Source organism: Methylobacterium oryzisoli (assembly GCF_046557895.1).
Classification (GTDB): Bacteria; Pseudomonadota; Alphaproteobacteria; order Rhizobiales; family Beijerinckiaceae; genus Methylobacterium; species Methylobacterium oryzisoli.
Genome location: NZ_JBKIBX010000005.1, coordinates 3,484 through 29,315 on the forward strand (window position 1 = coordinate 3,484; position 25,832 = coordinate 29,315).

The window sequence follows — 25,832 nt, forward strand, 5'->3', positions numbered from 1 at the left end:
CCGCCCCGACGCCCGGCCGGAAGAGCGGTCCGAGGGCGTAGCCCGCGCAGACGACGCCGATCCACGGCAGGACCGGATAGGAGGTGCGCGCCACCCCCCAGGGCAGGGGGATGAGCCCGCGCTGATGGAGGATCGACCACGGGACGTAGCCCGGCTGGTCCGGCGCGACCGCGATCCCGTCGAGGAGGTTGTGCCCGAGCATGATCGCCAGGGCGACGAGGAGGAGCGCGGCCCGCGGCAGCCAGAGCAGACCGGCGAGCGCCACCATGCTGAGGCCGATCGCCCAGATCACCTGCAGGTAGAGGACCGGCGGCAGCAGGCTGCGGGTCCAGGCGAGGTTCACCAGCGTCACCTCCAGCAGGATCAGCACGAGCCCGCGCGTGAGCAGGAAGGCGGAGGCCGCGCCGCGGCTGCCGTGCTTGGCCGCGTAGAGGCTCGCCCCCAGGCCGGTCAGCAGGATGAAGACGGGCGCGCAGAGATGCGAGGCGGCCCGGGTCAGGAAGAGGTCGGCCGGCGTGACGGACAGGTCCACCGGATCGCGGACCTGGGCGTGCAGGAGGAAGAACTCCCGCACGTGGTCGACGAGCATCAGCAGCATGACGAGGCCGCGCAGGGCGTCGATCGAGCCGATGCGGCCGGAGGGCGCCGTCCGCGCCGGCTCGGGGCTTCCGGGTGACTGTCTCATGCCGGCCAGGCCGCGAAGCGGCGGCCGGCGACGGCCGCGAGGACGAGGGCGGCCGCGAGCAGGCAGCCGAGGCTGACGAGGGCTTGGCGGCGGCCGGCATCCCGATCGATCGCGGCCGGGAAGGCCGGCACCGCCTCGTAGGCGTCGAAGTCGAGGCGCGCCTGGCAGCCGGCGCAGACCGGCACGGGATGCAGGGCCTGCGCGAGGATGCGCGGCTCGAAGAAGGCGCGCAGGCTGCGGCGGTACTCGGCGGCGGCGTCGAGGAAGGCCGCGTGCCGGGCGGCGTCCGTCCCGGCCGCCGTCTCCAGGGCGAGGAGCAGGGTCGTGGCGGGGGAAAGCGGCGCCAGCCAGCGGCTCCACCGGGCCGCCGCCTCGGCATGGCTGCGGGCCGCCTCGCGGTGCGGGGCGACGGCCGCGTCGTAGAAGGCGTCGCGCGCCAGACGCCGGATCTCCGGCGCGTCGCGGAGCGCCGCGCCCGCCTCCGGCGCCCGCGCGGCGAGCCACGCCGCCGCGATGCGCCGCGCCTCCTCCCCGGCGGAGTAGCGCTCCTGGGCCTCCCGGCTCGCGTCGATCGCCGCGATGCGCGAGGGCTTCGCCGCGAGGCCGTCGACCGCGAGGCTCAGGGCGGAGGGCAGGGCGACCGTGACGCAGGCCCAGGCGAGCACGAGGATCACGAGGGCGAAGACCGCCCCGCGCCAGAGGCTCGCCGCGAGCGCGCAGGCCGCCACCCAGAACAGCGTGTAGGCGGCGAGCGCGGCGGCGAGCAGCGCCAGCGTTCCGCCCCCCTCCGTCAGGGCCCCGGGACCGCCGCAGAGGCCGAGAGCGAGCGCGCTCCCGCCGAGCACGGCCGCGAGCAGGACCAGCGCCGCCGCGCCGAACTTCGCCCCCGCGACGCGGCGCGGCCCGGCCGGCTGGGCCGCGATCAGCCGCAGGAGGCCGGAATCCTGCTCCGCGGAGAGCCGCGTGCCGGCGAGCGCGATCACCGCGAGCGGCACGAGCGCGACCAGCACGAAGGCGAGGTCGAAGGGGCCGAGCCGGAGCCGGCCCGCGGCGCCGAGGTCGTAGGCGGTGTCGTCGAACACCGTGCTGAAGCCGAAGCTCATCCGCATCAGGGAGGGCTGCACGTCGGACTGCCCGGTGGCGAGCCCGGCGAGCGGCGTCGGCGGCTTGACCGCGTGGACCGTGAGGAACTGGGTCATGTAGCCGAAGGCGTGGGTCGGATCCTGCCAGTAATTGACCTTGACCGCGCTCGGCCGGGCGTAGCGCAGGTGGGCGGCTCGGGCGTCGCGCACGGCGCGGGCCTCGTCCTCGGCGGCCCGGGCGATGGCGGCGCGCTCGGCCGCGACGCGCGCGGCGCCCGTATGCGCGCCGAGGCACAGGGCGGCGAGGAGGCCTGCGAGGATCGCGACCGTCAGGCGCTCGCGCAGCAGCAGGCGGATCTCGGCCGCGAGCAGGTGGCGCAGGCGGGCCTGGGTCACGGCCTCAGCCTCCGCACCATCGCGGTCGCCGCCCCGGCGAGCAGGGCGAGCCAGAGGGCGAGCACCAGGGCGGGCCCCGCGGCGTCCCGCAGCGAGCGGGCGAGCGGCAGGGGCGCGGGGTCGAAGGGCGGCACCTCGCGCCACAGGCCCGGCCCGGCCACGAGCAGGCGCCCGCCGCGCTGCGGGTTGTCGCGGATCTCCGCGTTCATGCGCTCCGAGATGCCCCGGCGATAGCCCTCCGCCGTCCAGACGAAATGGGCGTGCTGCGCGAAATCGGTGCCCGCCAGGGTCTGGGAGAGGGCCTGCAGGGCGAGGCGGGGCGTCGCGAGGCCGGCCCAGCCGTAGGCGCGCTCCCGGGCCGCGAGACCGGCGAAGAAGGCCCCGAACTCGCGGTCGTAGACCGCGAAGTTGTGCTGCTCGTTCTCGGTCATCATCAGGCCGCGCAGGTCGACCGGCAGGTCGTCGGGATCCTGCACGCCGTAGCGGATCAGCACCTCGCGGGCGCGGACGTCGCTCGCCTCCGCGGTTCGGTGGGCGCGGAAATCCGCCTCGATCTGGGCGCGGGTCTCGGCGTAGGAGCGGGCCGGCACCAGGGTCTCGACGCCCCAGCCCGCGAGCCGCGGGGCGGCGACGCAGAGGAGCACCCAGGCCGCGAGCGCCGCTGCGAGCGCGCCCCGCGCCGTGCGGGCGGCGAGCGAGAGCAGCATCGCCAGGAGCAGGAAGACGGCCGCGTAGGCGATCTGCGCCGCCACCCAGGCGAGGAGCCGCAGCCCCGCGTGCCAGCCCGGCGCCCCGAGCTGCGCGGCCGCAAGCGTGCCCAGCGCGAGGAGCGGCAGGCCGACCACCAGGGCGGTGGCGGCCAGGAGCGCCGCGAAGCGCCCGGCGAAGAGCCGCCCGGGCGCGGCCCCGTTGCCGAGCGCCAGCCGCAGCGTGCCCCGCTCGCGGTCGGCCGCGAAGGCCGAGAAGCCGAGCAGGATGGCGGCGAGCGGCACGACGAGCTGCACGATGTCGGCAGGGCTGCCCAGGCCCGCGCGGGCGAGGGGGCCGGCATCCTGCACCGCCCGGTAGACGGCGTCGTTGAACACGTGCGCCTCCACCCGCACCATCCGGCCCGTATAGGGCTCGGTGCCGGGATCGAGCACCGCGAGGGGGGCGGAGGGCCGGAAGACCCACAGGCCGAAATGGTCGGCCGAATGCGGGTTCTTGGCATCCTGGCCGAGCCAGCGGCCCCGCTCGGCGCGGGTGATCCGCTCGACCGCCGCGGCGTCGCGCGCCGCCTCCCGCCACGTGCCGAGGCCGGCGAGCGTGAGGAGCAGGACGAGGACGCCGCCGATCCAGCGCAGGCGCGCGTCGCGCAGGATGTGGGCGAGTTCCGCCGCGATCCGCCTCACGGCGCCGCCTCCCCGGCCAGCCGCGCGAGGGTGAGGCGCTCCAGCGCGACCGCGTCGAGGCGGCGCGGGTCGAGCTCCTCGACGAGGCGACCGGCACGCAGCACGCCGACCCGGTCGGCCATCTCCCGCACCCGGTAGAGGTCGTGCGTCGCCATCAGCACCGCGGTGCCCCGGGACGCGGCGGCCCGCACCGTGCGGGAGAACTCCGCCGAGGCGGCGGGATCGAGCCCGGAGGTCGGCTCGTCGAGGAGGAGCAGCCGGGCGCGGCGCGCCAGCGCCACCGCGATGCCGACCTTCTGGCGCATGCCCTTGGAATAGCCGGAGGCCGGCCGGTCCTGCGCCTCCCGGGCGAGCCCGGCCTCGTCGAGCCGCAGCCGCGCCGCGTCGGCGGAGAGGCGCAGGCCCGCCAGGGTCGCGAGGTAGCGCAGGTTCTCCACGCCCGAGTGCCCGGGATAGAGGGCGACCTGCTCGGGGATGTAGGCGGCCTGCGCCCGCGCCGCGACCGGTGCGGTCCCGGGATCGATGCCGCAGACCCGGACCTCGCCCGCATCCGCCCGGAGGAAGCCGAGGATGAGGTTGATGGTCGTGGTCTTGCCCGCCCCGTTCGGCCCCAGCAGGGCGTAGACCTCGCCCGCGTCGAGGCTCAGATCGAGGCCGTCGAGGACGGTGCGGCCCTCGAAGCGCTTCGTCGCGCCGCGGATCGTCAGGACGGCGCCCGGCAGAGTGGCCTCGCGCATCAGAACCGCACCGTGAGCGAGCCGGTGAAGCGCCGCGGCGATCCCGGATAGACCCGGAAGACGTTGAGCGAGCTCTCGTAGTACTCCGTGTCGAACAGGTTCTCGACGTTGAGCCCGAAGCGGATGTTTTCGAAGGTGTAGTAGGCGAGGGCGTCCACCGCGATGTAGGCCGGCAGGGTGAAGCCGCTGCCGGCAGCGTCCCCGGCGCGGGCGCCGACGCCGCGCACGCCGCCCCCGATGCCGAAGCCCTTCCAGTCGCCGCCCTGCACCTCGTAGACCGCGAGCAGGCTGCCGCTGTGGCGCGGCACGTTGATGAGCGGGGCGCCCACCGGCAGCAGGTTGTCCTTCGTCACCACCGCGTCCGCGTAGACGTAGCCCGCGAGCACCTTCACCTCCGGCGTCAGCTGGCCGGCCGCCGTCAGCTCGAAGCCCTGGCTGCGCACGCCGCCGGCCGCGATCGAGAAGCCGCTGTTGTTGGGATCGGGCGTCAGCACGTTCTGGCGCTCGACCCGGAAGGCGGCGGCGGTCAGCCCGAGGGCGCCCTCGAACAGGTCGAGCTTCGCCCCCACCTCGTAGCCGAGCCCGGTCTCGGGCGGGAGGGGCCGGCCGGGCGAGACGGCGGCGGCGTCCGGGCCGATGTTCGGCCGGAAGCTCGTGCCGACATTGGTGTAGAGCGCGAGCTCCGGCAGCGGCTGGTAGACGAGGCCGGCCCGCGGGGAGGCCGCCGCCCGCGACTGGTCGGCCTGGCTCCTCGGGATGCGCTCCCGGAACGACTGCTCGAAGAAGTCGAACCGCACGCCGACGAGCGCCTTCCACTCCGGCGCCAGCACGATCTGGTCCTGCGCGTAGAGGGCGGTGTTGGTCACCCGCTCGAGGTTGTTGCGCGGGATCGTGAGCGGCGGCAGCGCCTGGCCGTAGCGCGGGGCGTAGATGTCGAGCGCGTAGGGGTCGGTGCGGAAGTTCGAGCGCAGGTAGACGGTGCGGCTGTCGGTGCTCTCGCGCTCGAAGCCCAGCAGCACGGTGTGGCCGATCCCGGCCGTGTCGAAGCGCCCCACCAGCTCGGCCTGCCCGATCGCCACGTCCCAGCGGTAATCCCGGTAGTTGCGGTCGCGCGAGACCGTGCGGTTGTCGGCCGCGATGGCGCGGATCTCGGCCGATTCGCCCTCCAGCGTGCCGGTGTTGAAGGAGGTGGCGAGCCGCATCTGCCAGTCGGCGTCGAAGCGGTGGTCGACGCGCACCTGCATGGTGTCGTTGGTCTGATAGGTGCTCTGGCCCGGCTCGCCGAGGAAGCGCGAGATCGGCAGGACGCCGAGCTGCCGGTTGATCGCGATGACGCCGCGATCGAACACGATGCGGTTGCGCAGGAACTCGGTCTCGACGGTGATCGTCGTGTCCGGCGTCACCTGCCAGCTCACGACCGGGGCGACGAGGAGCCGGTCGCCGTCCACGAAATCGCGAAAACTTCTTTGGCGCCCGGCCGCGAGGTTGAAGCGGTAGAGGAGCGTGCCGTCCTCGTTGAGCGCGCCGCCGGAATCCACCGTGCCGCGGACCTGCCCGAACGAGCCCCAGAGCCCGCCCATCTCGACGAAGCGCTCGCGCGTCGGCTGCTTGGTGATGATGTTGACGAGGCCGCCGGGATCGCTGCGCCCGAACAGGCCGCCGCCGGGGCCCTTCAGCACCTCGATCCGCTCGACGTTCTGGGTGTCGGGCGGGGGCGGGAAGCCGCGGTTGAGCGGGAAGCCGTTCTTGTAGAGTTCGGAGGTGGTCACGCCGCGGATCGCGTAGCTGAAGATGGTCAGGCCGCCGAAGTTGTTCTGCTGGGCCACGCCGGGCGTGTAGGCGAGCACCCGGTCGACGCGGGTGGCGTTGAGGTCGGTGATGACCTCGCGCGGGGCGACCGTCACGACCTGCGGCACGTCGCGCTGGGGCGTGTCCGTCTTCGTGCTGCTGACGGCCCGGTCGGCGCGGAAGCCGGGCGTCGGCCCGATCAGCCCGATGGATCCCGCCGCTACGGGCGTCGCCGAGGAGCGGCCCTCCACCGCGATCTCGTCGAGGGCGATGGTCGCGTCCTGCGCCCGCGCCTCGGTGCCCGCCGCGCCGAGCGCCAGGGCGGCGACGGCCCAGCACCGGCCGCGGGGCCGGGACGGTCGCACGGCGATGCGCGATGCGGGACGCTGGACCAGGGGACGGGCACTCACTGACGCGCTCGCGGTTGTCGAGCGGGGTGCCGGGCGGTCGCAGGCGGGGCGGGCGCGAGGCGCCGCGTCGTCCATGCGCCGGCCCGGGGCACCCCGCCCGAGAGACGTGACCGTGCCAAGGCAGGTCTCCTGGCTCGCGGGTCGTCGCGCCCGCCTGGCCTTCCCGGTGCGGAGCACCAGTGGCCGGGGCGGCAGGCGCTCGCCGCTCACAGTTGCGGGGGCAGCTTCGGCTCGGCTCGCGGGAGCCCACCGAATTCCCTCTTCGCTCACGGGCGCAACCCCGTGAGAACCTTGACGATCGGACAGTCACTCCGCCGCCGCCCGGGGTCAATCGGCGGGGAGCGGTTTGTAACAGTGTTACATTCTCTGTGTCCTCAGGAGCACAGCCGTCCGGGCTGCGCACCGGGCGCCCGGGCGGCGCGCCGGGGATTCCGTGAACCGCGCGGGCCGGGTCGGGCGGGTTCGGAGCGGCTGCCACAACATGACCATCAATGGTTGCCACCCAGATATCGCTCGCCTTCCGCGTGTATCTGGATCGTATCCATGCCGCCGCTCTTCTTCCTCCATCTTCCCAAGACGGGTGGGACCAGCCTGCGCTACACCGCCCACGAGGTCTTCCCGCAGGAGAAGATCTTCATGCTGTATGGGAAAGATAGCCCGACGACCCATCCCTTCGCCAACGACGTGATGTACTGCCGGCAGGGGATCGCGATCGGCGAGCAGCTGCGACTGATCTCGGATTACCTGATCGAGCACGAGATCGCGTTCTATTCCAGTCACATGAGCGCGGCGTATCTGCCGTGCTTCGATCCCGGGCGGGCATTCTCGCTGTTTCGCGAACCCTACGACCAAGTGCTGTCCTACTACGTCTTCCAGAAGAAGCACGGCCGAACGACCCAGAGCCTCGAGGCGTTCATCGAGGAGCCGCGCAACCAGAACGTTCAGACGCATTCCTTCGGCAGCGCAGACTTGGAGCGGATCGCCCTCGTCGGCATCCTGGAGGAGTACGAGGCTTTCGTGGCGCGGCTGAATCAACGCTTCGGCCTGTCGTTCCAGGCCGTGCACAAGAACGCCCGCAGTCTCGCCTCGCGCCTCATCGGGCCGAAGCCGAGCCCGGCCCTGCGCGCCTATATCGAGCGGCTGAACGCCTCCGACATGGATCTCTACCGCCGCGCGGCGTCGCGCTGGTCCCTGCTCGCGCGCGAGGCCGCCTGAGCGGGCGTCAGCCCTCCAGCGCCATCACGCCGCCATTGGCGATGACAGAGCGGGTGAGCCGGTCGGCGCCGAGTTCGCCGCCCGAATAGCCGAGCAGCTCGGCGAGCCGGTCGCGGGCGCGGCAGACCCGGCTCTTCACGGTGCCGACCTTGCACTGCATCAGGGCGGCGGCGTCCTCGTAGGAAAGATCCCCGACCGCGATCAGCAGCAGCGCCTCGCGCTGCTCGGCCACGAGCTTGTTGAGCGCCGCTTGGAGGTCCTGCACGTCGAGCCGGTCGCCCTGGTTGGGCGCTGTGGTGAGACGGGACGAGTAGACGCCCTCGCCGTCCTCCACCTCCCGCGAGCGCTTGCGGTGCTCGGAGTAGAAGGCGTTGCGCATGATCGTGAACAGCCACGCGCTGAGGTTCGTGCCGTCCTCGAACCGGTTGCGGCTCTGCCAGCCCTTGAGCAGGGTGTCCTGCACGAGGTCGTCGGCCCGGGCCGGATTGGCCGTGAGGGTGAGGGCGAAGCGGCGCAACGCCGGGGCGGCCGCCAGGAGGTCGTCGCGGAAGCGGTCCTCCTTCGGCGCGCCGAGCGCGGCCAGCGCGGCGTCGAGCCGGCCGATCAGGCCGGTGAAGGCGGCCGGCGGCTCGATCTCGCCGAGCGCCGCGTAGGCGTCGCGCAGCTGGCGTCCGAGATGCTCCTGCACGGCGGGTGGCAGGGTCGGGGGCGATGCCGGGGCGGGCTTGGTCCGCCCGGTGGGAGATGAGTCGGTCATCGGTCTGCACGCTGGCGCGGGGTTCCGGCAAGCTAGACCATAAATGTGCGCAGCGCGAGGGCGAATCGCCACTCACAGGTGCGCGATCGCACATGATAATTGATAAAACAGAGGCCGATCCCCAGGGGATGCGGGGATCGGCCTCGCTCTTAGGGCCGGACGGACCAGCCGTCCGGCCATCGCATCAGAGCTTGCTCTTCACCGTGTCGGCGGCGTTCTTGATGCCGTCCTTGGCATCGCCGACCGTCTTCTGGGCCTCGCCCTTCATTTCCTGGGCCTTGCCCTCGGCCTTCAGCTTCTCGTCACCGGTGACGTTGCCGATGCCCTGCTTGACGTTGCCGGCCGCCTCGTTGGCGAGACCCTTGATCTTGTCCGTCGTGCTGCTCATCGGAAACTCCCTTAGGTCCGAGCGGTGCCCGGTTCAGGACAGACGAACGGTCGGGCCTCCGGATGGTTCCTCAGTTCCCAGGAGAAAGACGCGGGCCGCTGCGATGTCGGGTCATCGAACAGCCACTCAACCGGCCCCGGAAGAAAAGCTGCGATTGTAGATCTGCATCGGAATAGGTTCGGTGTTACTGATTGTATCTGTAAGTTTTATCCATGTATCCAACAATTTTGCTTGGCGATAGGCAATGATGCTGGAAATCAAAAATCCATCTGCTATAGAATACTCAACATATCAGATGGGAGGAATAAGATGACCCAGGAAAAAAGCAGGATTTCGGATCGAATGTCGCGTTCCTTTGGATCATATTCGCCCGATCGGGGTTCTCGGTGGCGCGCTCTGGGGTCGGGATGTGTTTTGGTGCTGCAAGAATTCTAGGTGGGCGTGATGGATGGCAGAGTGCCCAGGGACACCGGAAGCGGAAATGATCGGCGAAACTGAAGAGCCGGATGACGGTTGGAGCGGTCAGGAGACGCCCGCCGTCGCTCAGATCGTCGGTCGGGACCTTCAAAAATCGGAACTTCGCTACGACTGGAAGACCGGCGAGGGGTACATTGCCCTCTCGCAAGGGATCCCGCCCGGCTTCGCCGACATCGCCAAACCGCTGACAGAGAGTGTCTCGCGCCAGTTGCGCACCGGCAACGACGCCTCGCGGCCGCCGGACAGGCCCCCTCTTCTACCGCTGACGCGAATACTGGCTGCCAAGCCGGGCATGGAGTTGGCGTGAGAGGGCGACGTTCCAGGAAGCGGACTCCGTCAAGTGGCAGGCCTGGGATGAGGTTCAGTCGCGGCTGCACATGCGGCCCAGGGGCGTCGGGGTCACGCGCTGCGGGGAGGGGTACGGGCTGAAGGTCGTGCTGCCCCGGGTCCCGGACGACCTGCCGCCCGCCTTCCTCCTGGGCGTTCCGGTGACGTACGATGTCGACCGGGATGGCCCGCGGCTTCTCGGGTCCGCCCCCGCGTGGCGGCGCAAGCTCGATCAGCGCTAGCGGACCGGAGACAGGACCTCAGGGAATCCGACGACGGGCGGTGGAGCGGTCCGCCCACGGGAGCCGGGCCGAACGGCGCAGAGCCCTTCGGCTTGGCTTCTTGTTCGTGCATCCTCCGCCGGAGCGATGTCCGCTCCGGCGCATGAGGCTCAGCCGTGGGCCGGCTGCCGCTCGGGCTCCGGGGCGCGGGCCGGTTCGGCGGTCCCAGCCTCCTGTTGCGTGTCCTCCTGTTGGGTGTCCTCTTGGCGCACGCGACGGCGCTGGAGGAGGCGCATCACCACCACGAAGAAGACCGGCACCAGGATCACCGCGAGCACGGTCGCGGAGATCATGCCGCCCATCACGCCCGTGCCGATGGCCTGCTGGCTCTTCGAGGCCGCCCCCGTGGCGATGGCGAGCGGCACCACGCCGAAGATGAAGGCGAGCGAGGTCATCACGATCGGCCGGAAGCGCAGCCGCGAGGCCTCCACCGTCGCCTCGACGAGCTTCGTGCCCGGCCGCCACAGGTCCTTGGCGAACTCGATGATCAGGATCGCGTTCTTGGCCGAGAGCCCGATGATCGTGATGAGGCCGATCTTGAAGTAGACGTCGTTGGGCATGTCCCGCAGCATCACGCCCGCCACCGAGCCGACGAGCCCGAGCGGGATCACCAGCATCACGGCGATCGGGATCGACCAGCTCTCGTAGAGCGCCGCGAGGCACAGGAACACGATCAGCACCGAGAGGGCCAGCAGCAGGGTCGCCTGCGAGCCCGCCTGCTTCTCCTGCAGCGACTGGCCGGTCCAGGTGTAGCCGAAGCCCTTGGGCAGCTGCGTCATCAGCCGCTCCATCTCGGCGATGGCGTCGCCCGAGGTGTAGCCGGCGGCGGGCTCGCCGGTGATGCGCACCGACTGGTAGCCGTTGAAGCCGATGATCTGGGCCGGGCCCACGCTCCATTTCAGGTCGGCGAAGGACGACATCGGCACCATGGTGCCCTGCTGGTTCTTCACGCCGTAGTTCAGGAGGTCGCTCGGGTTGAGCCGCTGCACCGCCTCCGCCTGCACGATCACGCGCTGCATCTTGCCGCGGTTGGGGAAGTCGTTGGTGTAGACCGAGCCGAGATTGACCTGGATGGTCTCGTTGATGGCCTCGAACGACACGCCGAGCGCCGCCGCCTTCTCGCGGTCGATGACGAGTTCGGCCTGCGGCGCGGGCGGCAGGCCCTCGACGTAGACGTTCTTCAGCACCGGGCTCTTGCGGGCGAGCGAGAGCAGCTGCTCCTGCGCGGCCATCAGGGCCGAGTAGCCCTTCTGGGCCCGGTCCTGCAGGCGGAAGCTGAAGCCCGACGCGTTGCCGAGGTTGTCGATCGGCGGCGGCTCCAGGGCCTGGATGATGGCGTCCTTGTAGCTCGCCAGCGCCGCGTTGGTGCCGGCGACGAGCGCCGCCGCCGACTGGTCCGGCCCGCGCTGCGACCAGTCCTTCAGGGTCACGAAGGCCTGCGAGGTCATCTGGCCCTGGCCCGAGAACGAGAAGCCGTTGACGATCGTCACCGTCGCCACGCCCGGCTGGGCGAGCAGGTGCTCCTCCGTCTTCTTCACCGCCGCCAGCGTGCGGTTGAAGGAGGAGCCCGGCGGGGTCTGGATGTCGACCGTGAAGAAGCCCTGGTCCTCGACCGGCAGGAAGCCTTCCGGCAGGCGCACGAAGGCCCAGGCCACGCCCGCCACGAGGACGAGGTAGATCGCCATCATCCGCCCGGACTTGGCGATCGCCCACTGCACGCCGCGGCCGTAGCGCGCGGTCTCGCGGTCGACGAGGCGGTTGAACCAGCCGAAGAAGCCGCCCTTGGCGTGGCCGTGGCCCTTCTCGATCGGCTTGAGCAGCGTCGCGCAGAGCGCGGGCGTCAGCGAGAGCGCGAGCAGCGCCGAGAAGGCGATCGAGGTCACCATCGCGATCGAGAACTGGCGATAGATGATGCCGACCGAGCCGGGGAAGAACGCCATCGGGATGAACACCGCGATCAGCACCAGCGTGATGCCGATGATGGCGCCGGTGATCTGGCCCATGGCCTTGCGGGTGGCCTCCTTCGGCGGCAGTCCCTCCTCGTTCATGATGCGCTCGACGTTCTCCACCACCACGATGGCGTCGTCGACCAGGATGCCGATGGCCAGCACCATGCCGAACATGGTGAGCACGTTGATCGAGAAGCCGGCGAGCAGCATCACCGTGCAGGTGCCGAGCAGCGCGATCGGCACCACGATCGTCGGGATCAGCGTGTAGCGGATGTTCTGCAGAAACAGGAACATCACCACGAAGACCAGCACCACCGCCTCGATGAGCGTCATCAGCACCTTCTTGATCGAGGCGTTGACGGCCGGGGTGATATCGTAGGGGATGTCCCACTTCACGGTGGAGGGGAAGAACTGGGAGAGTTCTTCCATCTTGGCGCGGATCGCCTTGGCGGTCTCGAGCGCGTTGCCGTCCGGCGCGAGCGTCACCGAGATGCCGGCCGCCTCGCCGCCGTTGAGGCGCGTGGTGAACTTGTAGTCCTCGCCCCCGAGCTCGATGCGCGCGACGTCGCGCAGGCGCACGTTCGAGCCGTCGGGATTGGCGCGCAGCACGATGGCGCCGAACTCCTCGGGCGCCCGCATCTGGCCCTTCACCAGGATCGGGAAGTTCACTTGGTGGGAGGAGGGGCTCGGCTGGGCGCCGACCGCGCCCGAGGCGATCTGGACGTTCTGGTTCTGGATCGCCTTCGTCACGTCGGCGGCGCTGAGCGACAGCCCCCGGAGCTTGTCCGGATCGACCCAGACGCGCAGGGAGCGCTCGGTCGAGTAGAGGGTCGCGCGGCCGACGCCGGGGATGCGGCGGATCTCGTTGATGACGTTGCGGATGAGGAAGTCGCCGAGCGCCACCTCGTCCATCGAGCCATCGGTGGAGACGAGCGTGATGATGTTGAGGGTGGCGGCGGAGGCTTCTTCCACCAGGATGCCCTGCTGGCGCACCTCGGCCGGCAGGCGCGCCTCGACGCGCTTGAGGCGGTTCTGCACCTCGACGCCGGCGTAGCCCGGATCGGTGCCCGGCGCGAAGTTCGCGGTGATCTCGATCACGCCGAAGGAATCGGAGGCCGATTCGAAGCTCTGGATGTTGGCCGCGCCGTTGAGCTCATCCTCGATGAGGCGCGTCGTGCCGGTGTAGAGATCCTCCACCGAGGCGCCCGGAAAGGCGGTCGAGAGGGCGATCGAGGGCGGCGCGATGATCGGGTACTGGGCGATCGGCAGGAGCGGGATCGACAGGATGCCGCCCAGGCAGATGAACAGCGCGACGACCCAGGCGAAGACCGGACGGTCGATGAAGAACGAAGCCATGCGTCGTCGTCCTCAGCGCGATTCGGAGTAGGACGCCGCAACGGCATCCGCCTCGGTGGCCGGGCCGCCCACGGTCGGGTAGGTGGGGCTGCTCGGGCCGGCGGCGGTCTTCCAGGGCACCGTCTTCACCTGCGTGCCCGCCACGATCTTCTGGAAGCCCTCGGCCACCACCCGGTCGCCGGGCTTGAGGCCCTCGCGGATCACCCACTGGCCCTCGACCACCGGGCCGACCTCGACCGGGTGCAGCATCACCTTGTCGCCCTCGCCCACCAGCCAGACCTCGGCTCGGCCGTCGTTGGAGCGGTGGACTGCCTGCTGGGGCACCGCGATGGCGTCGGAATCGATGCCCTGCTTGATGCGGGCGCGCACGTACATGCCGGGGAAGAGCTCGTTGTTCGGGTTCGGGATCACGGCGCGCAGGGTCACCTGCCCGGTGCTCGGGTCGGCGGTGACGTCGGAGAACAGCAGGCGCCCGGGCTGCGGGTAGAGCGTGCCGTCGTCCATGATCAGGCGCACGCTCGCGGTGTTGGGGGCGACGCTCGCCAGTTCGCCGCTCGCGAGGTCGCGCCGCAGCTTGTTCAGCTCGGTCACCGACTGGGTGATGTCGACGTAGATCGGGTCGAGCTGCTGGATCGTCGCGAGGTTCGTGGCGCTGCCGACCTCGATCAGGGCGCCCTCAGTGACGAGGGCGCGGCCGATGCGGCCGGAGATCGGCGCGCGCACGTCCGTGTAGCCGAGGTTGAGCCGGGCGCGGTCGCGAGACGCCTTGGCGCCCGCCACCTCGGCCTCGGCCTGCTTCTGGCCCGCGAAGGCGGCGTCGTACTGGGCCTGGCTCGCGGTCTGGCGCGAGAGCAGGGTTTCGAGGCGGTCGGCCTGCTGGCGGGCCAGCACCAGGGCGGCCTCGGTGCGGGCGAGCGTCGCCTCGGCGCTGTCGAGTTCGACCTGATAGGGCGCCGGGTCGATCTTGTAGAGGATGTCGCCCTCCTTGACCTGGCTGCCCTGCTGGAAGGTGCGCTTGACCACGAGGCCCGAGACGCGGGCGCGCACCTCGGCGATCCGGGTGGGGGCCACGCGGCCAGGCAACTCGCGCTCGAACGGGATCGGCTGCGCCTTCACGGTGACGACGCTGACCTCGGTCGGCGGCGTCGGGGCGGGGGCGGCGGCCCTCTGCGTCGGGTTGCAGGCCGCCAGCAATGCGGCGAGCGAAACGGCGAGGACGAGGCGGTGTGTCACGGTGGACTCCTGCACGGCGGGATGGGCGCCCGCGGCGGATGATAGTCGAGCGAAGGGCATGTCCGGCACCCGGGCATGCAGGGCGCTGCGGCGCGCGCCGCGTGGCGTCGTTGGCGATTCGCGTTCCTTAAGGGCACTCCGCGGCCGGGATGTGGCCGCGACGCGCGCCAGGAACCGCGACAGGCCGCGCGGGCTGCCGGGGACGAGATCAGGGTACGGGCACGGGCGCCGCAGCGCCCGCGCGCCGTGCGGGATTTTTCGCCCCGTCAGGCCGTGCGCTTCGGCGGGCGGTCGAGCCGCGCCGCACCGGGCAGCGGGCAGGAGCCGAGCGACCGAGGAGGCAGGAGGACGCGCGAGGCGGCGGCCTGCCTGCGGGCGGTGCCCTGGCAGGCTTGGCTCGCCGCGCCCCCGTCGTCGAAGCGGGGATGCTCGACGCCCGGGGCCGAGACGGCGCAGGCCGCATCGCGGCCGGGCTTGGCCATCCGCAGGGCCTGCAGGCTGAGCTGGAGCGTCGGCGCGAAGGAGGCCGCGCGCAGGACCGGCCCGGCACGGCCGCCGGCCGCCTCGGCCGACGGAGCCGCGACGAGCATCAGGGCAAGCCCCATCAGGGCCGCCGCGCAGGTCCGCGCGATATGGGTCCAGAATTCCGACACGCAGCGTCACTGTGGGGGCACGGCGCCCGCGGAGCAACCCACCTGCGACATTCTGTCAGGCCGTCGACGAGCGGAGGCATGGTGGTTTGTAGCGAGGGTTTGATGCAAAAATGGATGGTCGGTATTTGCTAAGCTGACGTTGCTCATTGATGCGTGGATGAACATCACTCAATCCTCGCTTCTTGTCGTCTGGGCCGGTGTATGATTGCTTGTTTTCGATTTTTCTATCGTAATATAAGATTTATATTGAAGAATGCGGCCTGATTGAATCCGATTTTTTTGTTTCGATGCGAAATGATGGAGAGAATGGAGGCTCATGACCGTCGATCTTGCGATACGAGTGTCATTCAGCGCGGACGACGATGGTCTTGTCAGCCGGATCATCGATACGCTAAAAACATATCGCTTCAAGATCTCCCGCTCTTCAAGGCGAGGTATCGATGCGCGTGCGTCTTTGCGCGATATCGAAATGTTGTTCGACCAGAAGGTCGTGATGGAGGATGGGCCGCACTTCAACGGGCCGCCTCAGTTTCATAATCTACCGAGTGGGCTGGATTATAGAGTATATTTCCCGCGAGCGCCTCAATTGTACTGAAGGGGGATCCGATGGCGGACAAAGTGTTCGTGCGACTGGTTCCGAAGAGCAGGCAGAACATATCGCGCATGGTGAGTTTCGAAGCTGCCTTAGCACCGAACGCTGCGCAAGCCTTCACCCCAGATCCTAAGCAGGCGCAGAAGGCGCAAGTCGAATTGGCAAGTCATAGCATCACCGCGCTCAAAACGGCAGAGAACCGGCTTGAGATGTCGATGACGCCGCAACAATGTGCGGATCTTTTCCAAGTCGATGTGAAGCGGGCACCGTCGTCTGCGGATGCGGCGCCGAAGGCAGTGAGCCGTCTCACCAAGCATGAAACCTTTCTAAAGCCTGCCAGTGAGTTGATCATCCCGGACGCACTCAAGGCGTCGATCGATTTCGCTTACGTCCCGCGTCCTGTCGAGTATTTTGGCACGAGTTTTCTGCCGCCTATGGAAGACAATTATCATCTTCGATTGGAAGCGGTGTCGCACGCCATGAATGCGGCGAAGTGCCATCGCCGGGGCTGGACCGGGCGGGGCGTCAAGGTTGCGATGGTCGATTCCGGCTTCGCCCGGCACCCGTATCTCGATCGCGCCGGCTACAACATCGTTCGCCTCAGCGGGCCGGATGCCGGAAACGCGGAGAAGGATGACAGTGGGCACGGCACAGGCGAAAGCGCGAATGTGCTCGCCATCGCTCCTGACGTGATCCTGATATGCGTCAAACAGGGGAGCAGTGCCGCGGGCGACTTGGAAACAGCGATCTCAGAAAATCCTGACATCATCACTTGCTCTTGGGGGTGGAGCATCGATAATGCCAACAAGAACGCTCTGAAAACCAACGATCCGAACATGTTTAACGAGCTTGTTGATATCGAGACGATCGTTGCTGATGTCATTTCGCGCGGAACTGTCGCATGTTTCTCCGGAGGAAATGGACATTTGTCTTTTCCTGCTTGTCTGCCGCAAGTATTGGCTATAGGCGGGGCGATGATCAAGGACGACGGCCAAGTCGAGGCCTCGAACTACGCGAGCTCTTTCGAAAGCAAGCTGTATCCCGAGAGGAAGGTGCCGGATTTCTGCGGAGTGGTAGGTTCGGCTACGAAAAGCAAGGACGGCACCTTGCCTGGCCACATCATGCTGCCGGTGCCGCCCGGATCCTCTCTCGATGGTGAGAATTTTTCGCCCAAACGAGGAGGTCTCGGATGGGGAATTTTCTCTGGAACCTCGGCCGCTGCGCCACAGGTCGCTGGAGTCGTCGCGCTCATGAAGAGCATCAGTCCGAAACTGAGGCCCGATCAGGTGCGGCAGATCCTCAAGAGCACGGCATTTGACGTCAAGACTGGCAAGTCGGCGATGGGCGTAGCAGCAACTGACGGACCGGATCTTGCTACTGGCGCTGGACTGGTTGATGCCTTCCAGGCCTGCAATGCCGTCGCGGCTTTATCCTGACGCGCAACGTTTCGTCGGGGTCGCGTATGGCGAACAGGCTTCCGGTCCCACTCCAATTAGGACTCGGTCGTTAGGAGCGCCTGCGCGGTCGCCGGATCCGCGACCGCGAGCCCGAGGCCGCGGGCGAGGGCGGCGAGGTCGGCCACCTGCGCGGCGTTGTCGGGCGCGAGGCTGCCGTCCGGGCGCCAGAGGTTGTTCTCGAACCCGACCCGGGCGTCGCCGCCGAGCGCCGCCGCGGCGATCAGGCAGGCCGCCTCTCGGGGGCCGAAGGCGCAGAGCGACCAGGGCAGGTCGAGGTGGTGGCCCGAGTTCCAGGCCGCCAGGAAGGGCAGCAGGTCGGCCGGGTCGGAGCGCTGGCCGGTGCTGTAGCGGCCGAGCACGAACAGCACGCTGGCACGCTCCAGCGGGATCAGTCCCCGGGCAGCGAGCCCCTGGAAGCGCGTGACGTCGCCCGCATCGTACAGGATGTGCTGCACGAGGGTGCCGGCCCGGGCCTGCTCGGCCAGGAAGGCGCCGGCCTCGGCCTCGTCGTCCGGCTCGGCGAAGAGTTCGCGCACCGCCACCGAGAAGGCCTCGGGCCGCAGCGCCCGCATGGCGGCCATCTGCTCGGCCGGGGAGAAGAGGCCGACCGCCTCCGTCGTCACCTGGACGATCATCTCGGGGCCGGCCTCGCGGCGCACCGCCGCGATCGCCGCCCGGTAGCGGTCGACGTCGAGGCTGTGGCGCTCCTCGGGGTCGCGCACGTGCAGGTGGATCATCGCCGCGCCCGCCTCGCGGCAGCGCGCCGCTTCGAGCCCGAGCTCGCGCGGGGCGATCGGCAGGGCCGGGTGGTCGGCCTTGGTCCGGCGGGCCCCGTTCGGCGCGACCATGATGATGAGCGGCTTCGTCACGCAAGGTCCTCCGCCTCGGACTCGGGCGCCACGGGGGTGCGCGCCTTCAGGATGGCGATGAGGGCACGGTCGCGCCGGGCCTCTAGGTCGGCGATGCCGAGCGGGCCGGCCTCCTCCGCGACGCCCGCCGCGATGGCGCTCCTGACCTCCGGCGTCAGCGCCGGCCGGCCCAGGCTCGCCCAGCGCCGCTCCTGGCTCGGCCCGAGATGCTCCAGGTAATGCGCGATGCCGCCCGGCCCGCCTCCGAGATGGTAGGTCAGGTGCGGCCCCATCAGGGCCCAGCGCAGGCCCGGCCCGTGGCAGAGCGCGGCGTCGATGTCGGCGACGCTCGCCACCCCCTCCGCCACGAGGTTCACCGCCTCCCGGTAGAGCGCCGAGGCGAGCCGGTTGGCGATGTGGCCCGGCATCTCGCGCCGCAGGATCACCGGCCGCCGGCCGAGCCCCCGGTAGAGGGCGGCCGCGCGCGCCGCCACCTCCGCGTCGCCGGCCACGATCTCCACCAGCGGCACGAGGTGGGGCGGGTTGAACGGATGGGCGACGAGCACCCGCCCGGGCCTGGCGCAATCCGCCACGATGGCGCTGCGCACCAGCGCCGAGGTGCTGCTGGCGATGAGCACCTCGGGCGCGACCCGCCGGTCGATCTCGGCCAGGAGCGCGCGCTTGAGCGCCTCGTTCTCCGGAGCGTTCTCCTGCACGAACTCGGCCCCGTCGAGGGCCTCCGCCGTGCCGGGCACGAAGCGCAGGCGGCCCGCGCCCCGCAGGCCGAGATCGGCGAGCTGCCCGCGCGCGCCCTCCACGAAGGCGCGCAGGCGCTCCTCCGCCCCGGGCGCCGGATCCGTCGCCGTCACGTCGTGGCCGTGAGCGAGGAACAGGGCCGCCCAGCTCGCCCCCACGGTGCCGCAGCCGATGATGCTTGCCCGCACGCCGCCGCTCCTCCCGAAGCGCTCCCGCCGGATGGACACCGGTGCCGGTGAGGGGGAGCGGGCCCAGTCTTAGGCCCTCCGGCGCGATCCGTCTCCCGGCATCCGGGGGGCCCCGCCGCGGCGGCCTGCATTGGACCGGTCGCGTTAGCGAAGCCCTAGGAGTCGACGGCTTAGGCTGCCGCGGCTGACGCCCGACGCCGATGATCGCCACTCCGACCTTCCCGGACCTATCCGCCCTGGTGGTGGACGAGAGCCTCTACATCCGCCGCATCGTGCGCGACATGCTGATGCGGGTGGGCATCAAGCGCGTGCTGGAGGCGCCGGACGGGGCCGAGGCGCTGGGCGTGCTCGCCGAGAGCAAGCCCGACCTCGTGGTGCTCGACTGGGACCTCGCGATCCTCTCGGGCGAGGAGTTCATCCGGCTCGCCCGCACGCCCGCGACCTCGCCCGCTCCCACGGTGCCGATCATCCTGATGCTGGCCCAGCCGCGGCGCAACGTCATCGACCGGGCGGTCAATCTCGGGGTCAACGAGATCATCGCCAAGCCGTTCTCGCCCAAGACCCTGTGGTCGCGCCTCGACGAGGTGATCAACCGCCCGCGCCCCTTCTCGCAGGTCAAGAGCCTGCTGCGGCCCCAGCCCCGCCTCGCCGCGGCCATGAAGGCCTAGTCCCAAGGGGGGCGGCCGCATCGTCCGGCGCGCGAAGACCTGCGAACACGCACGAACACGGCTTTGCGTTCTGCCCGCGGGCACGTAAGCTTGCCCGATGACAGCGTTGCCCGCCCGGGACGGCGGGCCTGAAGGATCGTTGGCGTCGTGAGGGACGAGACTGCCGCCCCCGGGCCGGCGCGCGCCGCGGACCGGAGAGAGCCTGCGCGCGCCGGCGCGCCGCTCCTGCGGCGCGAGACCGCCGCGGTCGGCCCCGGCCTGCCCGGCCGGAACCCGGCCGGCCAGAACCCGGCCCCGCAGCCGGGCCGGCGCCGGCTCTACGCGGCGCTCGACCTCGGCACCAACAACTGCCGCCTGCTCGTCGCCGAGCCCGCCCCCTACGGCTTCCGGGTGGTCGATGCCTTCTCGCGCATCGTGCGCCTCGGCGAGGGGCTGGGGAGCACCGACCGGCTCAGCGAGGACGCCATCGAGCGCACCGTGGAGGCGCTGGGCGTGTGCCGCGCCAAGATGGACGCGCGCGGCGTGGTGCGGGCCAAGACCATCGCCACCGAGGCCTGCCGGCTCGCCGTGAACGGCCCGGCCTTCGTGGCGCGGGTGCGCCGCGAGGTCGGCATCGACCTCGAGATCGTGGACCGGCGCACCGAGGCCTACCTGGCGGTGACGGGCTGCGCCGCCCTCGCCGACCGGCAGGCCGAGTCGGTGGTGATCTTCGACATCGGCGGCGGCTCCACCGAGATCGTCTGGCTCGACGGCAGCGCCGCGCTCGCCCGCAGCGCCGACCCGACCCTGCGCATCCGCGCCTGGGATTCGCTGCCGGTGGGCGTCGTCACGCTCGCCGAGCGCTACGGCGGGGCCGACGTCACCCGGTCGATCTTCGAGGGCATGGTCGAGGACGTCGCCGACAAGCTCACCAAGTTCGCCCTGATGGCCGGCGCCGCGGCCCATGCGCCGCATTTCCACCTGCTCGGCACCTCCGGCACCGTCACGACGCTCGCCGCCATGCACCTGCGCCTGCCGCGCTACGACCGGCGGCGCATCGACGGGCTGTGGATGAGCGACCGCGAGGTCTCGACCGCCATCTCGGACCTCCTCGACACTCGGCTCTCCGAGCGGGCGCGCAACCCCTGCATCGGCCGCGACCGGGCCGACCTCGTGCTCGCCGGCTGCGCCATCCTGGAGGCGATCCGCCGCGCCTTCCCGTCCGAGCGCCTGCGCATCGCCGACCGCGGCCTGCGCGAGGGCCTGCTCATGAACATGATGCGCGAGGACGGCGTCTGGCGCCGGGGCACGCGCCCGGCCTGACGGGCTCGGCGCCGCGAGGGCTCGGCGCGAGGACCCGGATGGTCCCTGTCGGCGGCGGTTTGCGCGTGCTATCGGGCGCTCCCATCTCTGCCCGGGCGCCCCTGCCGCGCGACGGACCGAATGAGGAGCCACGTGACCGCGCAGACTGAAGGACCCGGCGACGTCAGCCCTTGGCGGTTCTCCGTGGCCCCGATGATGGACTGGACCGACCGGCATTGCCGGGTCTTCCACCGCATCCTCTCGGCCCGCGCCCGGCTCTACACCGAGATGGTGACGACCGGGGCCGTGCTGCACGGGCCGCGCGAGCGGCTGCTCGGTTTCTCGCCCGAGGAGCAGCCCGTCGCGCTCCAGCTCGGCGGCTCCGATCCGCAGGAGCTCGCGCACGCGGCCCGGATCGCCGAGGCGTTCGGCTACGCGGAGGTGAACCTCAACGTCGGCTGCCCCTCCGACCGGGTGCAGGATGGGCGCTTCGGCGCCTGCCTGATGCGCGAGCCGGCCCTGGTCGGCGACGGCGTGGCGGCCATGAAGGCGGCGGTGGGCATCCCGGTCACGGTGAAGTGCCGCATCGGCGTCGACGATCAGGACCCGGAGGCCGCCCTCGACGCGCTCACCGCTGCGGTGCGCGCGGCGGGCGTCGACGCCCTCGTGGTGCATGCCCGCAAGGCGTGGCTCCAGGGGCTCTCGCCCAAGGAGAACCGAGATATCCCGCCCCTCGACTATGCCCGCGTCCATCGCCTGAAGCGCGCCCATCCCGACCTGCCGGTGGCGATCAACGGCGGCCTGAAGACTCTGGAGGAGGCGCGCGATCAGCTCGCCCATCTCGACGGGGTCATGCTCGGCCGGGCGGCCTACGCGGAGCCGGCGCTGCTGCTGGGCGTCGACCCGCTCCTGTTCGGCGCGCCCGCCCCGGTGGCCGACCCGTTCGCCGCCGTCGAGGCCTACCGGCCCTACATGGCGGCGCGCCTCGCCGAGGGCGTGCGGCTGCACGCCATGACCCGGCACATGCTCGGCCTGTTCAACGGCCGACCGGGCGCGCGGGGCTTCCGGCGCCATCTGTCGACCGCCGGCACGCGGGCGGGCGCCGGGCTCGACACCTTGCGCGAGGCGGTGGCGATGGTCTCCCGCGAGGTGCCCGGGACGGTCGCCGCCTGACGCAGGGGCCGCGTCAGGGCGCGGCGGCCCGCGCCTCCTCGGCCATCGCCGTCCCGCGCGGCCCGTCCTCGGCCTCGTCGGCGAACCAGTGCACCGTGGCCTTCAGGCCCTGGTCCAGCGGCACCCTGGGGCTCCAGCCCAGCACGTCGGACGCCCGGGTGATGTCCGGGCGGCGGCGGCGGGGATCGTCGATGGGCAGCGGCCGGTTCACCACAGCCGAGCGCGAGCCCGTCATGGCCAGCACGCGCGCCACGAGGTTCGACACGGTGAGCTCCACCGGGTTGCCGAGGTTGACCGGCGCGAAGGCGAGGGTGGGGGTGTCGTGCTCCATCAGCCGCACGAGGCCGTCCACGAGGTCGGCCGCGTAGCAGAAGGAGCGGGTCTGGGACCCGTCCCCGTAGACCGTGATGTCGTCCCCCGCCAGCGCTTGGCAGACCACGTTCGAGACCACCCGCCCGTCATCCGCCCGCATGCGCGGGCCGTAGGTGTTGAAGATCCGCGCCACCCGCACGGCCACGCGGCCGGCCCGGGCGTAGTCGTAGCAGAGCGTCTCGGCGGCGCGCTTGCCCTCGTCGTAGCAGGCGCGCGGGCCGGTCGGGTTGACGTGGCCCCAGTAGCCCTCGGGCTGGGGATGAACCTCCGGATCGCCGTAGACCTCGGAGGTCGAGGCCTGCAGCAGGCGGGCGCCCGCGGTCTCCGCGGTCATCAGCAGGTGGCGCGTGCCGAGCACGCTGGTGAGCAGGGTGTGCTCCGGGTCCGCCTGGTAATGGGGCGGCGAGGCCGCGCAGGCGAGATTGTAGATCCGGTCGAATTTCTGGCGCCGCAGCGCGGCGGGCAGCGGCCGGACGATGTCGTGCTCCACCACGTCGAAGCGCGTCTCGCGCTCGAGGTGGCGCAGGTTGCGGCGCCGGCCGGTGGCGAAGCTGTCGAGGCAGATCACCCGGTCCCCCCGCGCCAGCAGCAGGTCGCAGAGATGCGACCCCAGGAAGCCCGCGCCGCCGGCTACCAGGACGAGGGAACTCTTGCGGTGCTCCATGGGGCTTCCTCTCCGGTTGGGCCTGCTCGGGCCGCGCCTGTTCGGCCAGGCTCGGGGCGCGAGGTACTTACCCCGCACACAACGCACGCTTCTACGCCTTGTTGCGATACACCAGGTGAGTATTTGGGCGAGGTGTCCCGGGCCGGCTTTCCCACAGGGCCGCTTCGAGCTCCGCCGCCCGGCAGGCGGCCGTGTGGGCCGCGAGGATGCGCGCCCGCGCCGCCTCCGCCAGCGCCGCCCGCTCCGGTTCGGGCGTGTGGTCGAGCGCGCGCAGCACCGCCTCGGGACCGTCCGCCACCACGATCTCGCGGCCGGGCGCCAGGATGGTGTCGAGGCCCGGCCACGCGTCCGAGAGGAGCGGCGTGCCGCAGGCCGCCGCCTCGAACAGGCGCACGCTCGGGCTGTAGCCGGCCGCCCGCATGTCGGCCCGGGTCACGTTCAGGGTCCAGCGGCTCAGGCCGTAGAAGGCCGGATGGTCGGCCGGGGCGACGTGGTCGCGCCGCTCGACGTTGTCCGGCCAGGCGATGCCGTCCGGGTATTGCGGCCCGGCCACCACGAAGCGCCGGTGCGGCGCGCGGCGCGCGGGCTCGATCAGGAGCCGCTCCAGCGTCGGCTGCCGGTCGGGGCTGTAGGTGCCGAGATAGGAGAGGTCGTAGACCGGCGCGGTCGCCTGCGGCGCGTAGGCGTCGGGATCGACCGAGCAGTAGAGCGCACGCGCCCGCGCCGCCCCGTGCTCGCGCTCCAGCCGCTCCAGCACCGGCCCGCCCGTGAAGGAGAGGTAGAGGTCGTAGGCTCGGATCAGGTCGGGGGTGAGGTACTCGTGCTCGCCGCGCGCCAGCTTGGCCAGCGTCACCGGCGTGTCGATGTCGTAGAAGGCCGCCACCCCGCCCGCCGCCCGCGCCACGCCGATCGCCCAGGTGCCGACCGCGACTCCGTCCGGCACGTAGGAGCCGACGATGACCGCGTCGGCCGTCGCCACCCGCGGGCGCAGGTCGCGCAGCGCCCCGAGGTCGCGGTAGAGCACGAGGTCGCAGTAATCGGGCGCGGCGAGGTCGCGGTGGGCCGCGTACCAGGGCACGTCCCGCTCCAGGAACGTCACCCGGTGCCCGCGCGCCGCGAAGGCCCGCAGCAGCGCCCGGTAGGTCGTGGCGTGGCCGTTGCCCCAGGACGAGGACAGGCTGAGGCCCAGCACCACGAGGTCGAGCGGGCGGGTCATGCGACGCTCCGGGCGCGGCGGGCGGCGAGCGCCTCGCGCAGGATCGCATCCACCTGCGCGCCGCGGCGGGCGTAGGTGTGCTCGGCCAGGACGCGCCGCCGCCCGGCCTCGCCGATCGCCCGCGCACGCTCCGGAGTCAGTTCCGCCACGTGGGCGGCGACCTCCGCCCCGTCGCGGGCCACCAGCACCTCCTCGCCGGGCGCGAGAAACATCTCCAGGCCGGTCCAGGCATCGGTGATCAGGCAGGCGCCCGCGCCCGCCGCCTCGAACACCCGCGTGGCCGGGGACCAGCCGGTCGCCGCCATCGAGTCGCGGGCGATGTTGAGCACGGCCTTGGCCGAGCCGTTGAAGGCGTTGTGGTCGCGCGTCGGCACGTGCCCGATGTGGCGCACGTTGGCGGGCAGGTGCTGCGGCTCCCAGCCGTTGCCGCCCAGCAGGAAGCGGCGCCCGGGCAGGCGCGCGGCGGCATCGAGGAAGAAATCCCGCACCCGGGCCTCCCGGTCGGGCAGACGGTTGCCCAGGAAGGCGAGGTCGGCGGCGAAGCGGGGATCGGCCGGTACCGGATGGTGGGTGTCTGGGTCGAGCGCGTTGTAGACCGGGATGCATCGATGGGCGCCGAAGCCCTCGTAGGCCGCCACCACCGGGGGACCGCCGCCGTAGGTGAGCACGAGGTCGAGATCGGGCAGGACCCGCCGCAGGGGATGGTCGGGGGCCGCCCGCATCTCGCTCAAGGTGGCCGGCGCATCGACGTCCCAGAAGAGCCGCACGGCATCGGGCCGCGCCGCCCGCGCGAGCCCGACGAGCAGCAGGTCGTCGAACACGCCGACGCCCGAAGCCTTGACCACCACGTCCGCCCGCGCCGCTTCGGCCACGACGGCCTGCGCCGCCGTCTCGGTGGCGGGATAGACCCGCACCTCCGCCCAGTCCGGAGGATCGATGTCCCGGTGCTGCTGCCGGTCGAAGGTGTCCGGCTCGTAGAAGGTGGTGCGCCATCCCCGCCCCGCGAGGTCGCGGATCAGGCCCCGGTAGTAGGTGGCGGCCCCGTTCCAGTACGAGGAGAGCAGGCTGGAGCCGTAGAACGCGATGCTGGTCATGCGGCCTCGCCTTCGGGGGGATGCGCTGGGGTGCGCGATGCCGGTGCACCCCCGGTCAGCCGCTGCGCTGCCCGTGACGAATGAGCCGCGGGGAAGCCCTCTCCCGCATGAAGCGCGGGCAGCACGGAAGAGGGGATCCCGCGCTTGCTCCTCTCCCGCCAGGGCTTGCAGATGCACACATCGCCGAATGAGACGCGGGATCCCCTCTCCCGTGCGGGAGAGGGGTAGGGGTGAGGGTCCCGGGAGGGTGCAGCAAATGAGCACGACGGCGCCCGCTGCCAGCACTGAGGTTGATTGCTGAACTGAAGCGTTCCGCTCCCCTCACCACGCTCCGTGTTTCTCTGCGGCTCCCTCCCGGGACCCTCACCCCTGCCCCTCTCCCGCACGGGAGAGGGGTT

At 71.1% G+C, this 25,832-nt stretch carries 23 protein-coding genes and 1 riboswitch; of the genes, 8 read left to right on the forward strand and 15 right to left on the reverse strand.

What is annotated here, in order from left to right:
* The 5 genes from ACKUB9_RS06700 to ACKUB9_RS06720 form a co-directional block, all read right to left on the reverse strand.
* Positions 1 to 685: acetyltransferase domain-containing protein (locus tag ACKUB9_RS06700; RefSeq protein ID WP_410825786.1), on the reverse strand; the 685-nt coding region annotated here is incomplete at its 3' end.
* Complete coding sequence (locus ACKUB9_RS06705) at positions 682 to 2,163, reverse strand: DUF3526 domain-containing protein (protein ID WP_407519789.1); 1,482 nt, start codon at positions 2,161 to 2,163, stop codon at positions 682 to 684. The genes ACKUB9_RS06700 and ACKUB9_RS06705, both read right to left, overlap by 4 nt.
* Positions 2,160 to 3,554: a DUF3526 domain-containing protein gene (locus ACKUB9_RS06710; RefSeq protein ID WP_407519788.1), complete on the reverse strand. Its 1,395-nt coding sequence runs from the start codon at positions 3,552 to 3,554 to the stop codon at positions 2,160 to 2,162. Before ACKUB9_RS06710 ends, ACKUB9_RS06705 begins: the two co-directional genes overlap by 4 nt.
* A complete protein-coding gene (locus ACKUB9_RS06715; protein WP_407519787.1) occupies positions 3,551 to 4,291 on the reverse strand; it encodes an ABC transporter ATP-binding protein in 741 nt (246 codons plus the stop codon). The genes ACKUB9_RS06710 and ACKUB9_RS06715 overlap by 4 nt, the downstream gene beginning before the upstream one ends.
* Positions 4,291 to 6,564 carry a TonB-dependent siderophore receptor gene (locus ACKUB9_RS06720; protein ID WP_407519786.1) on the reverse strand — a complete coding sequence of 758 codons (2,274 nt, stop codon included), beginning with the start codon at positions 6,562 to 6,564 and terminating at the stop codon, positions 4,291 to 4,293. Before ACKUB9_RS06720 ends, ACKUB9_RS06715 begins: the two co-directional genes overlap by 1 nt.
* Positions 6,565 to 6,591: 27 nt before the next feature.
* Positions 6,592 to 6,798: riboswitch (cobalamin riboswitch) on the reverse strand.
* A gap of 234 nt (positions 6,799 to 7,032) precedes the next feature.
* On the opposite strand from ACKUB9_RS06720, the gene ACKUB9_RS06725 reads away from it, so the two are divergent.
* Complete coding sequence (locus tag ACKUB9_RS06725; protein WP_407519785.1) at positions 7,033 to 7,704, forward strand: hypothetical protein; 672 nt, start codon at positions 7,033 to 7,035, stop codon at positions 7,702 to 7,704.
* A gap of 7 nt (positions 7,705 to 7,711) precedes the next feature.
* Here ACKUB9_RS06725 and ACKUB9_RS06730 read toward each other — a convergent pair whose 3' ends face one another.
* Positions 7,712 to 8,461, reverse strand: a complete 750-nt coding sequence (locus ACKUB9_RS06730; RefSeq protein WP_407519784.1) for a sigma-70 family RNA polymerase sigma factor — start codon at positions 8,459 to 8,461, stop codon at positions 7,712 to 7,714.
* Between the two features lie 184 nt (positions 8,462 to 8,645).
* The gene (locus ACKUB9_RS06735; RefSeq protein WP_407519783.1) at positions 8,646 to 8,849 is read right to left on the reverse strand and encodes a CsbD family protein; all 204 of its coding nucleotides are present in this window, start codon (positions 8,847 to 8,849) and stop codon (positions 8,646 to 8,648) included.
* 481 nt (positions 8,850 to 9,330) lie between these two features.
* Here ACKUB9_RS06735 and ACKUB9_RS06740 point away from each other — a divergent pair, with 481 nt between their 5' ends.
* Both ACKUB9_RS06740 and ACKUB9_RS06745 read left to right on the forward strand, forming a co-directional pair.
* Complete coding sequence (locus ACKUB9_RS06740; protein ID WP_407519782.1) at positions 9,331 to 9,633, forward strand: hypothetical protein; 303 nt, start codon at positions 9,331 to 9,333, stop codon at positions 9,631 to 9,633.
* 70 nt (positions 9,634 to 9,703) lie between these two features.
* Positions 9,704 to 9,895 (forward strand): hypothetical protein, encoded by a 192-nt coding sequence (locus ACKUB9_RS06745; protein WP_407519781.1) that lies wholly within the window; start codon positions 9,704 to 9,706, stop codon positions 9,893 to 9,895.
* Between the two features lie 149 nt (positions 9,896 to 10,044).
* Here the strand turns inward: ACKUB9_RS06745 and ACKUB9_RS06750 are convergent, their stop codons facing one another.
* The 3 genes from ACKUB9_RS06750 to ACKUB9_RS06760 form a co-directional block, all read right to left on the reverse strand.
* Positions 10,045 to 13,239 (reverse strand): multidrug efflux RND transporter permease subunit, encoded by a 3,195-nt coding sequence (locus ACKUB9_RS06750; RefSeq protein WP_407519780.1) that lies wholly within the window; start codon positions 13,237 to 13,239, stop codon positions 10,045 to 10,047.
* A gap of 12 nt (positions 13,240 to 13,251) precedes the next feature.
* Entirely contained in the window at positions 13,252 to 14,472 is a 1,221-nt protein-coding gene (locus ACKUB9_RS06755; protein ID WP_407519779.1) for an efflux RND transporter periplasmic adaptor subunit, read from the reverse strand.
* Between the two features lie 266 nt (positions 14,473 to 14,738).
* Complete coding sequence (locus ACKUB9_RS06760; RefSeq protein ID WP_407519778.1) at positions 14,739 to 15,125, reverse strand: hypothetical protein; 387 nt, start codon at positions 15,123 to 15,125, stop codon at positions 14,739 to 14,741.
* Between the two features lie 316 nt (positions 15,126 to 15,441).
* Here ACKUB9_RS06760 and ACKUB9_RS06765 point away from each other — a divergent pair, with 316 nt between their 5' ends.
* On the forward strand, positions 15,442 to 15,720 hold the full coding sequence (locus ACKUB9_RS06765) for a hypothetical protein (RefSeq protein WP_407519777.1): 279 nt from the start codon (positions 15,442 to 15,444) through the stop codon (positions 15,718 to 15,720).
* Positions 15,721 to 15,731: 11 nt separating this feature from the next.
* On the forward strand, positions 15,732 to 17,153 hold the full coding sequence (locus ACKUB9_RS06770) for a S8 family serine peptidase (protein WP_407519776.1): 1,422 nt from the start codon (positions 15,732 to 15,734) through the stop codon (positions 17,151 to 17,153).
* 56 nt (positions 17,154 to 17,209) lie between these two features.
* Here ACKUB9_RS06770 and ACKUB9_RS06775 read toward each other — a convergent pair whose 3' ends face one another.
* Both ACKUB9_RS06775 and ACKUB9_RS06780 read right to left on the reverse strand, forming a co-directional pair.
* Entirely contained in the window at positions 17,210 to 18,043 is an 834-nt protein-coding gene (locus tag ACKUB9_RS06775; protein WP_407519775.1) for a beta-keto acid cleavage family enzyme, read from the reverse strand.
* Positions 18,040 to 18,966, reverse strand: coding sequence for a 3-hydroxyacyl-CoA dehydrogenase NAD-binding domain-containing protein (locus ACKUB9_RS06780; RefSeq protein ID WP_407519773.1), 927 nt, complete (start codon positions 18,964 to 18,966; stop codon positions 18,040 to 18,042). Before ACKUB9_RS06780 ends, ACKUB9_RS06775 begins: the two co-directional genes overlap by 4 nt.
* 200 nt (positions 18,967 to 19,166) lie before the next feature.
* Between ACKUB9_RS06780 and ACKUB9_RS06785 the strand changes: the two genes are divergently transcribed.
* The 3 genes from ACKUB9_RS06785 to dusA all read left to right on the forward strand — a co-directional run bounded on the left by ACKUB9_RS06785 (position 19,167) and on the right by dusA (position 22,088).
* A complete protein-coding gene (locus ACKUB9_RS06785) occupies positions 19,167 to 19,634 on the forward strand; it encodes a response regulator (RefSeq protein WP_238235881.1) in 468 nt (155 codons plus the stop codon).
* Between the two features lie 258 nt (positions 19,635 to 19,892).
* Positions 19,893 to 20,936 (forward strand): Ppx/GppA phosphatase family protein, encoded by a 1,044-nt coding sequence (locus tag ACKUB9_RS06790; protein ID WP_407519807.1) that lies wholly within the window; start codon positions 19,893 to 19,895, stop codon positions 20,934 to 20,936.
* A gap of 120 nt (positions 20,937 to 21,056) precedes the next feature.
* Positions 21,057 to 22,088 carry a tRNA dihydrouridine(20/20a) synthase DusA gene (gene dusA, locus ACKUB9_RS06795; protein WP_407519771.1) on the forward strand — a complete coding sequence of 344 codons (1,032 nt, stop codon included), beginning with the start codon at positions 21,057 to 21,059 and terminating at the stop codon, positions 22,086 to 22,088.
* Positions 22,089 to 22,101: 13 nt separating this feature from the next.
* On the opposite strand, the gene ACKUB9_RS06800 is transcribed toward dusA, so the two are convergent.
* The 3 genes from ACKUB9_RS06800 to ACKUB9_RS06810 all read right to left on the reverse strand — a co-directional run bounded on the left by ACKUB9_RS06800 (position 22,102) and on the right by ACKUB9_RS06810 (position 25,434).
* The gene (locus ACKUB9_RS06800) at positions 22,102 to 23,124 is read right to left on the reverse strand and encodes a UDP-glucuronic acid decarboxylase family protein (protein WP_407519770.1); all 1,023 of its coding nucleotides are present in this window, start codon (positions 23,122 to 23,124) and stop codon (positions 22,102 to 22,104) included.
* A gap of 91 nt (positions 23,125 to 23,215) precedes the next feature.
* The gene (locus ACKUB9_RS06805; RefSeq protein WP_407519769.1) at positions 23,216 to 24,340 is read right to left on the reverse strand and encodes a CgeB family protein; all 1,125 of its coding nucleotides are present in this window, start codon (positions 24,338 to 24,340) and stop codon (positions 23,216 to 23,218) included.
* On the reverse strand, positions 24,337 to 25,434 hold the full coding sequence (locus tag ACKUB9_RS06810; RefSeq protein ID WP_407519768.1) for a CgeB family protein: 1,098 nt from the start codon (positions 25,432 to 25,434) through the stop codon (positions 24,337 to 24,339). The genes ACKUB9_RS06805 and ACKUB9_RS06810 overlap by 4 nt, the downstream gene beginning before the upstream one ends.
* Positions 25,435 to 25,832: the final 398 nt, after the last annotated feature.

Bases quoted from the DNA above. Each gene is read 5' to 3' on its own strand.
- ACKUB9_RS06770 (WP_407519776.1), top strand. From the start codon at position 15,732: ATGGCGGACAAAGTGTTCGTGCGACTGGTTCCGAAGAGCAGGCAGAAC.
- ACKUB9_RS06720 (WP_407519786.1), bottom strand. From the start codon at position 6,564: ATGGACGACGCGGCGCCTCGCGCCCGCCCCGCCTGCGACCGCCCGGCA.
- ACKUB9_RS06805 (WP_407519769.1), bottom strand. From the start codon at position 24,340: ATGACCCGCCCGCTCGACCTCGTGGTGCTGGGCCTCAGCCTGTCCTCG.
- ACKUB9_RS06785 (WP_238235881.1), top strand. From the start codon at position 19,167: ATGATCGCCACTCCGACCTTCCCGGACCTATCCGCCCTGGTGGTGGAC.
- ACKUB9_RS06745 (WP_407519781.1), top strand. From the start codon at position 9,704: ATGCGGCCCAGGGGCGTCGGGGTCACGCGCTGCGGGGAGGGGTACGGG.
- ACKUB9_RS06750 (WP_407519780.1), bottom strand. From the start codon at position 13,239: ATGGCTTCGTTCTTCATCGACCGTCCGGTCTTCGCCTGGGTCGTCGCG.
- dusA (WP_407519771.1), top strand. From the start codon at position 21,057: ATGAGGAGCCACGTGACCGCGCAGACTGAAGGACCCGGCGACGTCAGC.
- ACKUB9_RS06810 (WP_407519768.1), bottom strand. From the start codon at position 25,434: ATGACCAGCATCGCGTTCTACGGCTCCAGCCTGCTCTCCTCGTACTGG.
- ACKUB9_RS06730 (WP_407519784.1), bottom strand. From the start codon at position 8,461: ATGACCGACTCATCTCCCACCGGGCGGACCAAGCCCGCCCCGGCATCG.
- ACKUB9_RS06800 (WP_407519770.1), bottom strand. From the start codon at position 23,124: ATGGAGCACCGCAAGAGTTCCCTCGTCCTGGTAGCCGGCGGCGCGGGC.
- ACKUB9_RS06765 (WP_407519777.1), top strand. From the start codon at position 15,442: ATGACCGTCGATCTTGCGATACGAGTGTCATTCAGCGCGGACGACGAT.
- ACKUB9_RS06735 (WP_407519783.1), bottom strand. From the start codon at position 8,849: ATGAGCAGCACGACGGACAAGATCAAGGGTCTCGCCAACGAGGCGGCC.
- ACKUB9_RS06715 (WP_407519787.1), bottom strand. From the start codon at position 4,291: ATGCGCGAGGCCACTCTGCCGGGCGCCGTCCTGACGATCCGCGGCGCG.
- ACKUB9_RS06725 (WP_407519785.1), top strand. From the start codon at position 7,033: ATGCCGCCGCTCTTCTTCCTCCATCTTCCCAAGACGGGTGGGACCAGC.
- ACKUB9_RS06740 (WP_407519782.1), top strand. From the start codon at position 9,331: ATGATCGGCGAAACTGAAGAGCCGGATGACGGTTGGAGCGGTCAGGAG.